General features: G+C 68.8%; 4 protein-coding genes. 2 read left to right on the top strand and 2 right to left on the bottom strand.

Translation table 11 applies throughout. The annotated features are described in order from the left end of the window. Positions 1–77: 77 nt before the first annotated feature. Complete coding sequence (locus ABT24_RS12115) at positions 78–4,295, bottom strand: translocation/assembly module TamB domain-containing protein (protein WP_276730898.1); 4,218 nt, start codon at positions 4,293–4,295, stop codon at positions 78–80. Continuing rightward, positions 4,295–6,181: an autotransporter assembly complex protein TamA gene (locus ABT24_RS12110; protein WP_276730895.1), complete on the bottom strand. Its 1,887-nt coding sequence runs from the start codon at positions 6,179–6,181 to the stop codon at positions 4,295–4,297. Before ABT24_RS12110 ends, ABT24_RS12115 begins: the two co-directional genes overlap by 1 nt. Before the next feature lie 291 nt (positions 6,182–6,472). Between ABT24_RS12110 and ABT24_RS12105 the strand changes: the two genes are divergently transcribed. Both ABT24_RS12105 and ABT24_RS12100 read left to right on the top strand, forming a co-directional pair. Then, positions 6,473–7,222 (top strand): response regulator transcription factor, encoded by a 750-nt coding sequence (locus tag ABT24_RS12105; RefSeq protein WP_276730893.1) that lies wholly within the window; start codon positions 6,473–6,475, stop codon positions 7,220–7,222. 79 nt (positions 7,223–7,301) lie between these two features. After that, the gene (locus tag ABT24_RS12100) at positions 7,302–9,026 is read left to right on the top strand and encodes a FecR domain-containing protein (RefSeq protein ID WP_276730892.1); all 1,725 of its coding nucleotides are present in this window, start codon (positions 7,302–7,304) and stop codon (positions 9,024–9,026) included. The last annotated feature ends 10 nt before the right edge of the window (positions 9,027–9,036 follow it).

Below are 9,036 nucleotides of genomic sequence, written 5' to 3'. Positions count from 1 at the left end.
TGCCTCGCACCTCCGCCTTGCATCCCTCCCCGTCTGGGGGCAACGCGGGGGCATAAATAGCGTTAACAGGCCCTAGTTCATTGAAACTCGAAGGTGTAGAACAGATCGAGCGCGTTTTCGGTGCCGGTCTGAGCCTGTACCGACAGCCGCCGGGTGAGTTGGTGCTGGATGGTGAAAATGCTCGATACCCCGTCGATTCCGCGCGAGAAGGTGACGAGGGTGTTGGCCGACAGGCGCTTGCTCAGGGTGACGATGGTGCTTTGCACGCCGCCGGATGCCGCGGTCGCGGCGCCATTGGTGCTGCTTGTTCCGGTGCTGCTGGACGCGCTTTGCACGCTGATGCTATCCAGCCCCACCGCATGCGCCAGCCGGGTTTGCAGCGGCTGACCCTCGCTGGGGCCGAGCAGCGCCGCTGCCGCGGTCTGCAGCAGCCCGATGTCGGACGCGCCCACCTGGTCGAGCGGCTGACCCAGTACCAACCACGACAGAATTTCGGTGTCGGGCATGGCGGGGGTGGAACTGAGCTTGACCAGCGGGCGCCGCGCGCTGCCGCTGATGGCCACGCCGACTTCGATGCCGGTGGGCAGATTGGGGCGGGTGGCGGTGATATTCAGCCCGGGATTGTCCACCGGCCCGGCGAAGTTGATGCGGCCCTGCGTCACCTGTAATTGCTGGCCGTAGGCGGTGTATTCGCCCTTGACGACTTCGATGCTGCCGGTCGCCGTGGGCGGGGCGCCGTTGTCGGCGCGCACGCGCACGCTGCCGCCCAGCGTGGCGTCGAGACCCTGGCCGTAGAGGTGGAAGTTGGAGCCCAGATTGAAGGTGCCATCGAAGCGCACGGCGCTGGGCATGGCGGCAGCGGGCTTGCTTGCCGACGGCGTCTGGCCGATGACCACCACGTCGCTGCTTAGCGTGGGCCCGGTGGCGCGGGGCAGGGCGATGTCGGCGCTGTCGGCGGTGAGGTCGGTGGTGAGGGCCAGCACCTTGTCGGCCAGCCGGGCCTGCGCCGTGCCGCTAAGTATGAGTTGTCGGTCGGGCCGACTGAGCAGTTGCAGCTTGTCGGCCTTGAGGTCCAGGGTCGCGCGCGGCAGACCGTTTTGCAGCCGCGCGTCGCCGGTGGCGGTGAGCTGCCCTTTGCCGCCCTGGAGTTGGAGCTGATCGAGCTGAAGCCGGTCGCCGGTGAAATGGGCGCGCAGCACGCCGTTTTTAAGATCGAGGCCTTGCGCGGGCCAGGCCAGACGCAGGGCCCGGCCATCGAGACTGCCGCTGTATTGCGGCAGGGCCAAGGTGCCTCGGCCCTGCACCGCGAGTTGCAGACGGCCCTCGGCGCGATAGTCGTAGCCGATCAGCGGCGCGGCCCAGGCCAGGCTGGGCATGTCGGCGCCCGCGTCGAGCTGCAGCGGTGCGCTGCCCGCGATGCCCCACAGCTCGCCGCGGCGGCTGAGTTCGGTGGCCAAGCTGGCCTGCGCCGTGCCCATGGCGGTCTGCACCACGCCCTGCGCCTGCACGCGGCTGTCTTTCGCCGTGATGTCGAGCACCAGCTGGCCGATGCCCAGCGGCATGAAGCCGCCGCGCGATGCGGCGGTGCCGAAGGTGGTGTCGCAGGTCGGGGCGAGGGTGACCGTGCCCACGGGCTTGGCGGGAGCGGCGGCGAGTTGCAGCGCGATATCGCCGCTGTCGCGCTGTAGATGGATCTGGCCGTTCACGGTTGCACCGGCGTCGATCTGCCAGCGGCCCGAAAGCACCAGCGTGTCGCGCAGCCGCGCCGGGGCGATGCCGCCCAGGGCGAGCAGGTCGGCGGTGCGGACGGTCTGCAGACGACCCGCGGTGCGCAACACGCCGGGGGCGAGCTGCAGGCTGTCCAGATCGATCAGCCCGGCCTGCAGCTTTAGAGCAGCATGCTCAACCTGCAGCCGCAGCGGGGAAAACGCCAGATCGAGCTTTGCGGGAGCCTGGAGTTTGAGCGCGACCGGCCCGGTGTTGTCCAGCGAGGTGATCTGGCCGCGCCAGCCTTGCGGGTCGCCGTGCCAGCCGCCAGCAGCACTCAGCCGGAGATCGAGTGGCAAGGGCGGCGCGGTGGGCTGCGATGTGGGTTGTGGTGTGGGCGCAGTGGCGTTGGGCCGGGGCAACTGGCCTTTGACGGCAAGCAGCAGAGTGTGCTGGGCGCGGGTGCCCGCGATGTTCAGGGTCGCGGTATCGATCACTTTTTCTGCGCTGCTTTTTGCAGTTGACGCGAGCCGCAGGTCTTGCAGCCGCGCGTCCAGTTGCAGTTGGCCGCCCAGCCCGGCCGTGGTCTGCGCCTGAGTGTGCAAACTGCCGATCTGCACGGTTTGCGCGCCCTGGGTCCAGCGCAGGCCGTCGAGGTCGAGCTGCAGTGAGCCCGCGACACGGTTGAGCAGGGTGCTTGCGGTTGGCAAGGCGGTGGCGGCAGGTGCGCGGCCGGTGCTGAAGTTGCTAAATGTGCTGCGGGCGCTGAGGTGTTGCAGCGTGAGCGCGTTGGCCCAGCGCAGTTCGTCCGCTTGTAGCGAGACGGTGCCCGAGGGCGCTTGCAAGCCGCCTTGCAACTGGCCCTGCGCTTGGGCGCTGCCTTGCAGGGCAGGGTCGATCTGAGCGAGTTGCGGGGCGTGCAGCGTCCACTGCAGGGCATCTCGGGGCTGGCCGAATGCGCCTATCGCGCTGAGCTGGTTGGCGCCGAGGGTGAGCGCGGCGTCCACGTCCCACAGGCGTTGCGGGTCGAGCGCGAGCCGGGCGTGGCCGGTGAAGGTGTGGCCGCGCCACACGCTCGGAGCGAGTTGCAGCGCGAGCTTGGCCTGACGGCGGGTGAGGGCGCCGCTTGCAGTGAGGTCGGCGTTCAGTGCGGCCTGGGGGTAGGCGCCGAATTGCGCAGGGTTGAACTGCCGCAGCCGGGCGCTCAGCTCGAAAGCCTGCGTGCCTGCGGTGGACAGGGTGCCGCTGGCCTCCAGACGGCCGCCCAGCGCCGAGAGCAGCAGCTGGCGCAGATGCACGGTGTCACCCTGGCGCTGCGCTTGCACCCGAACGTCCCAGCCCGGCTGGTTGAGGGTGGCCTGAATGCTTTGCTGTTGTGCGCTGGCGTCGATCGCCAACGGGCCGGACAGGCGGGTGGCGGCCAGCTTGCCGTCGAGCGCGCGGGCGTTGAGACGGGCGACCTGCAGGCGGGCCTGCAGCTCGGGCTGCGCCCAATGCAGCGTGCCGCGGATTTCCCCGCCAGCGCCCAGATCGATGAGCAAATCGTGCGCGCTGGCCTGCTGCGCATCGCCCGCGAGGGTGGCGCTCAGGCTGTGCAGCGGCAGGCGCTGCTGGTCGATCGGGCCGGGCCGGGTGTTGCGCACGCGCAGACTGCCCACCAGCCTTTGCGCGCTCGACGGGCCGAGATCGAGCTGCACATTCAACGCGGCGCGGGGCAGCCCTGCGGCGAAGGCCGAGGGATCGAGCGCGTTCGAGCTGAGCCGGGCGCTGCGCAGCGGTGTGGCATCGAATGGCGTGAGACGGGCCTGCAGTTGGGCGCGGGCGGTGTCCATTTGCAGGGTGCCGTCGAGGGTGAAGTCGCGCAGGGCGCCGTGGGCGCGCAGATCGGCAGCGTTGCGCTCAGCCGCCTTGCCGGGCAGGCCGATGTGCGTGGCGTTCAGGCTCGCCTGCAGCGCGTAGGGTGCGGCGTCGCCTAGGCTGGCGCTGAGCTGGGCGTGGGCCCAGGGGGTGAGGGCGGTGAACTGCGCGCGGTAGCGGCCCTGGCCGTAGTGCATCTGGCCGCTGAGGCTGCCGTAAGACCGCAACGCCCCTGGCGGGCCGATCTGCAGTGCGCCGACGGCCAGATGGTCGATGTCGATGCGCAGCGGCAGGCGCAGGCTGGCGGGCAGTTGCGGCGCGCCGGTCGAGGCGGCGGCGTGGGTTGGCGTCACGTCGATGCGCTGCGCGCTCAGGTTCTGGATGTGCAGGGTGCGCTGCCACAGCGCGGTCGGCGTCCAGCGCAGCCGGGCGTCGTGCAGGAGGGTGATGGAGCTGGGGGTGGTGAGCTGCAGTCGGCCGATGCGCACCGAGTTCCACAGACTGCCCTGCACGTCTTTCAGGGTGATTTGCGTGCTGCCCAGCCGCAGCGGCGTGCGCGCGGCCAACCACTGCAGACCGCTCTCGCTGCCCAGCCAAGCCACGGCGGCTGCGGCGGCGATCAACACGGCGACCGTGGCCGTCAGCGCCCAGAGCAAGACGCGCAGCAGGCGCAGCCCGCGGCGGCGGGGCTTGGGCGGCGGGGCGGGGACGGGTGCGGTCGGCTCGGTCATCAGAACGACAGCCCCGCACTGAAGTTCAGGCGATATTGGTGCACCGCTTGACCGTAAGCCAGATCGACCGACACCAGCCCCACCGGGCTGCGCCAGCGCACGCCCGCGCCATAGCCGCGCACGGGTTTGAGCGCGCCCCAGGTATCGGCCGCGTTGCCCAGGTCGTAAAACACCGCGCCGCCCCACTGGCGGGTGAACCAGTGATCGAACTCGGCACTGGCGGTAAATAGATAGCGGCCGCCGACGATGGCGTCGCCCTGCACCAGACCCAGGCTTTGATAGGCATAGCCGCGCACCGAATTGGCCCCACCGGCGCGAAACAGGAAATTCTGCGGAATGCCGCTGGCGCCATTGGCCAGCACCGCGCCCGCCTCGGCACGAAAAACCAGCTGGTTGCTGCGGTCGATGGGCAAGTAGCCGAGCCCGCGCGCATAGAGCCGGATGAAGTTGGCCGACGACAGCAGCGCCTTGCTGGCGCCGCCGAGTTGCAGATTGATGATGGCGCCGCGGCTGGGATAGAGCACGCTGTTGATGTCGCGCCACGTCCAGCTATCGTTCAGGCTCAGCGCATGCACCTCGCTGGAGGCGGCGCCCGCGGGCTGCAGGCTTTCAGCCTGATACTGCAGCGCCAGTGCGGTGTCGATGTGGCCGCGCGTGCGCTCGCGCAGCGCCCCGATGCTGCTGTTGCGCGTGACCAGGCCGGAAATGTCGGCGCGGTCTTGCAACAGGGTGAGGCTGTCGTCATAGCCATTCGCGGTGCGCGGGAATGCCAGCCGCAGATTGCCGCTCTGCTCGCGCGTTTGCAACTTGACCTCGCTCGACAGCCGCCAGGCGCGCCCCAGAAAGTCGAGGTCGCGCCAGCCCATTTGCACCCGCTGCCCGGTATCGCTGCTCACCCCTACGCCGAAACTGAGTTTTTGCGCCCGGTTTTCCGTCACCTGCACATCCACCGGCGCCACGCCGTCCTGCGCTTGACGCACATCGGCATCGACCACGGCGTTGCGGAAGTAGGGGCTGTTCTGCAAAGCGGCCTGATAGTCGAGCAGCGCGGTCTGCGAATACGGCTGCCCCGGCTGCATCGGCGCCAGCCGCTCCACGATGCTGGCCGGATAGCGCTGCAACCCGGTGATGTGGAGCGGGCCGAAGGTATAGGCCGCGCCCGTGTCCAGCCGCACCAGCAGGCGGGCCTGATGCGTTTGCGGATCGATGGTCGCGCGGCTGTCGGCAATGCGCGCAGCCGGCCATTGCCCCGACAGCAGACTGGAGAGCGCCCGCGACTTGGCCGATTCCCAGTCGGCATCGCGAAACACCGAGCCGGGCTTGAGTGTCCAGGTGCGGCTCAGCCGCGCGCTCAGGGCGGCATCCGGCTGGCCGTCGGGGCCGTCGACCTGCACCTCGACGGCGTGCACCAAAGTGGCCACGCCCGGATTCACGCTCAGCACCACACGAATCGGCCTTATCCCATCAGCCTGCGGCGGGCAATCGACCCGCACCGCGATCTGCGGTGAAAAATAGCCCTGCGTTTCGAGCAGGCGCTGCACCTGGGCGGGCGCCTCATCGGCCAGCCGCTCGACCTGATCGGCCTGCAATCCCGGAAAGTTGCGCCAGCGCAACAGATCAAGATTGTTAGATAAGAGGGTGCGCAAGTCCTCCGGCACGTCGAGCTCGACCTCGTACTTGGGCGCAGCCGCCTGCGCTGCCGAAGCGGGCGGCGCAGGTGAGGGGCTCGCGGTCTGTGCCGCCGCAGTCTGCGGCCACGCCAGCACCGCAACCGCGCAGAAGGCGCCGAGCGCGAAGCCGAAAAAGGCGATGGCGCTCGGCAAAGCGGCTCCGCCAAGCCCGATCTGGTGCTCGGCGGTCGTCGTTCTGGCCGGTTTTCGATGCATGCACGCATTATTCATGCCGCATGTCGTCGGCGGCGTCGGCAGGCCCATGAGCGCCCCAAGGGCCGGGCTGCGCCCAGTCCGCATCCGTCCTTAAATCATGTTTCAAGCTTGCGCCGGGTCGACTCCCGGCGTGAACTTTGTAAAGCATGCCCTGACATTACTTGCCGACAACCCCTGGGAGTGTGAACATATTCACGGTTTTCTCAAGAAAACGCCAGGTCGCCCCAGGTTTCCTTGACTTCCGCCTCTGCTCTATCTCTGTCAATCCGCATGACATTTTTCAGTTCAACCGTGCCACCCACTCTCGCCTTGCGTATTGCATACCTGGAAGATGATCCGCTCATTGCTCACGAGGTTTCCGACTGGCTGCGCGAGGCTGGATATGACGTACAGCATTACACGGACGGGCAGGAATTCGCCCGCGCCGTCGAGCGCGGCGGCGCCGACGCCTGTCTGCTCGACTGGATGCTGCCCGGCCTGAGCGGGCCGGATGTGCTGTGCAGACTGCGTCTGCAACTGGGCGCCAACGTGCCCCCGGTCATCTTCCTCACCGGACGCAATGCCGAATCTGATGTGGTGCAGGCGCTGGAGTCGGGGGCCGACGACTATCTGGTCAAACCCTTGTCGCGCCCGGTGTTGCTGGCGCGGCTGCAGGCTGTGTTGCGCCGCTCGGGCAGCACTTTGCCTGCGGCGCGGCTGCGTCTGGGCGAAATCGAGGCCGACTGCTCGCGGCGGCAGATTTTTGTGCAGGGCGAGCGGGTTGAACTGACCGACCGCGAAACCGATCTGGCGCTGCACTTTCTGCAGAACGTCAACCGCCTGCTGACCCGCGACTTTCTCATCCAGACCATCTGGGGCCTGCGCCCGGAGGTCGAGACCCGCACGGTGGACGTGCATGTCAGCGCCCTGCGGCGCAAATTACGCCTGCAGCCGGAATCGGGCTGGCGCCTGGTGTCGGTCTATGGCCGTGGCTACCGCTTGGAGCGCGCCCGCAGCGCCGACGAAGGGCCGCTGACCGTGCCGCCCGAACTCGACGATTGAACCCGACGCTTGAACGCGTCCGGGCCGAGAATGTCGGTTTGCCGCTTTTTGTCGGCGGCTCGAACCGGATGTGACTCTGATGCGTTTGCCGACCCCCCTGTTTTTCACCCGTCTTTCTGCCCGCCAATCCCCCCGCCAGCGCGCTTTGCTGCTGGCGGTTTTCGCGTGGGTGATGGCACCGATACTGGCGCCGACTCTGGCGCTGGCGCAAACCGCGCCAACAGCTACCAGTGTCTCGGGCGAACCGATGTGGCGCTACACCGTCCGGCCGGGCGACACCCTCATCGGTCTGGGCCAGCGCTATTTGCGAGACCCGGCGCAGTGGCCGCAGATCCAGCGCGACAACCGGGTGGGCAATCCGCGGCAGATTCCGCCGGGCACCGTCTTGCTGTTTCCCGCCGGCCTGCTGCGCCAGCAGCCCTCCAAGGCGCAACTGGTGCAGGCTTTCGGCGCAGTGCGCTGGCGGGCGCAGGCGACTGAGGCCTGGCAAGATGCCCAACCGGGTCAGACCCTGGCCGCCGGCGCGCAGGTTCAAGTGCCGGATTCGGGCAGCGCCGTCATCGAACTGGCCAACGGCACCCGTCTGGCGCTGCAGCCCGGCAGCGACCTGACGCTCGACACTCTCAGCCTCTACGCCGACGGACTGATGGCCGACACCCGGCTGCGTCTGCAGCAAGGGCAGATCGACATTCAGGACAACCCACGCCGCCTGCCCAATCAGAATCTGCGCATCCTCACCCCGTCGGCCCAGGCCGTGGTGCGCGGCACGCAGTTCCGCGTTGGGGTGGGCGCCGATGCCACGCGGGAGGAAACCCTGGGCGGCGCGGTCGAGCTGCAGGCTGCGGGCGCGCAGGTGCGGGTGGATGCGGGCATGGGTTCGCTGGCGCGTGCGGGGCAGCCGCCGCTGCCGCCGGTGCGGCTGTTGCCGCCGCCCGATGTGTCGGCCTTGCCGAGCCTGTTTGAACAGCTCCCACTGCGCTTCACCCTGCCCGCGCAGGCCGGGGCGGTGTCGTGGTTCGGCCAGGTGCTGGCCGAGAGCGATAGCGCGAAGGTGCTGGTGCAGAAAACCAGTACCGGCAAGACCCTCAATGTGGCCGATCTGCCCAACGGCCGCTATGTGCTGCGGCTGCGCGCGGTCGACGCCAACGGTTTGCAAGGACAGGACGCGTCGCACGCTTTCACCGTGTTCGCGCGGCCTTTCTTCCCGATGCTGACCGCCCCGGCGGCCGGGGCGACGGTGCGCGTGGCGCGGCCCAGGCTGGCCTGGTCGGAGTTGCTGGACGTGGCGCGTTCCCATCTGCAACTGGCCGCGCAGGATAATTTCGCGCGGCCGCTGTACGACGTCGAGCAGCAGGGCGCGCAGTGGACGCCGCCCGCCGATCTCGCCGCGGGCGTCTGGCACTGGCGCGTGGCCAGCATCGACGCGCAGGGGCAGCAGGGGCCGTGGAGCCCGCCGCAGACCTTCCGCTATGTGCCGGGCCCCGGGCCGGCCGATCTGGCCAAGGCGACGATGCGATTCGACCGCGATCATCTGCTGCTCGACTTGCCTGCCGCGCCGTCAGGTCAGCATTACGCGCTGACGCTGTCTGACCACGCCAACCTGCAACCGGCGCTGGCGCAGATGCAAACGCCGGGCGGCGCGCTGACCTTGCCGCGGCCGTCTTCGGGCAAGCGTTACCTCGGCGCGCGGCTGGTGGACGACAGCGACGGCACGCAGGGGCCGCCGGTGGTGCAGGTCATCGATGTGCCGCCGCGCTATCCCGACCTCTGGCTGCTGCTGATTCCATTGCTGCCCGCCCTGTGACGTCGTGAAG

This window comes from Thiomonas sp. SCN 64-16, assembly GCF_001725585.1.
In the GTDB taxonomy this organism is placed as follows: domain Bacteria; phylum Pseudomonadota; class Gammaproteobacteria; order Burkholderiales; family Burkholderiaceae_C; genus Thiomonas; species Thiomonas arsenitoxydans.
The sequence above is the reverse complement of the archived record's forward strand: the minus strand, read 5'-3'. Positions and strand labels throughout refer to the sequence as shown.

Bases quoted from the DNA above. Each gene is read 5' to 3' on its own strand.
- ABT24_RS12110 (WP_276730895.1), bottom strand. From the start codon at position 6,181: ATGCATCGAAAACCGGCCAGAACGACGACCGCCGAGCACCAGATCGGG.
- ABT24_RS12100 (WP_276730892.1), top strand. From the start codon at position 7,302: ATGCGTTTGCCGACCCCCCTGTTTTTCACCCGTCTTTCTGCCCGCCAA.
- ABT24_RS12115 (WP_276730898.1), bottom strand. From the start codon at position 4,295: ATGACCGAGCCGACCGCACCCGTCCCCGCCCCGCCGCCCAAGCCCCGC.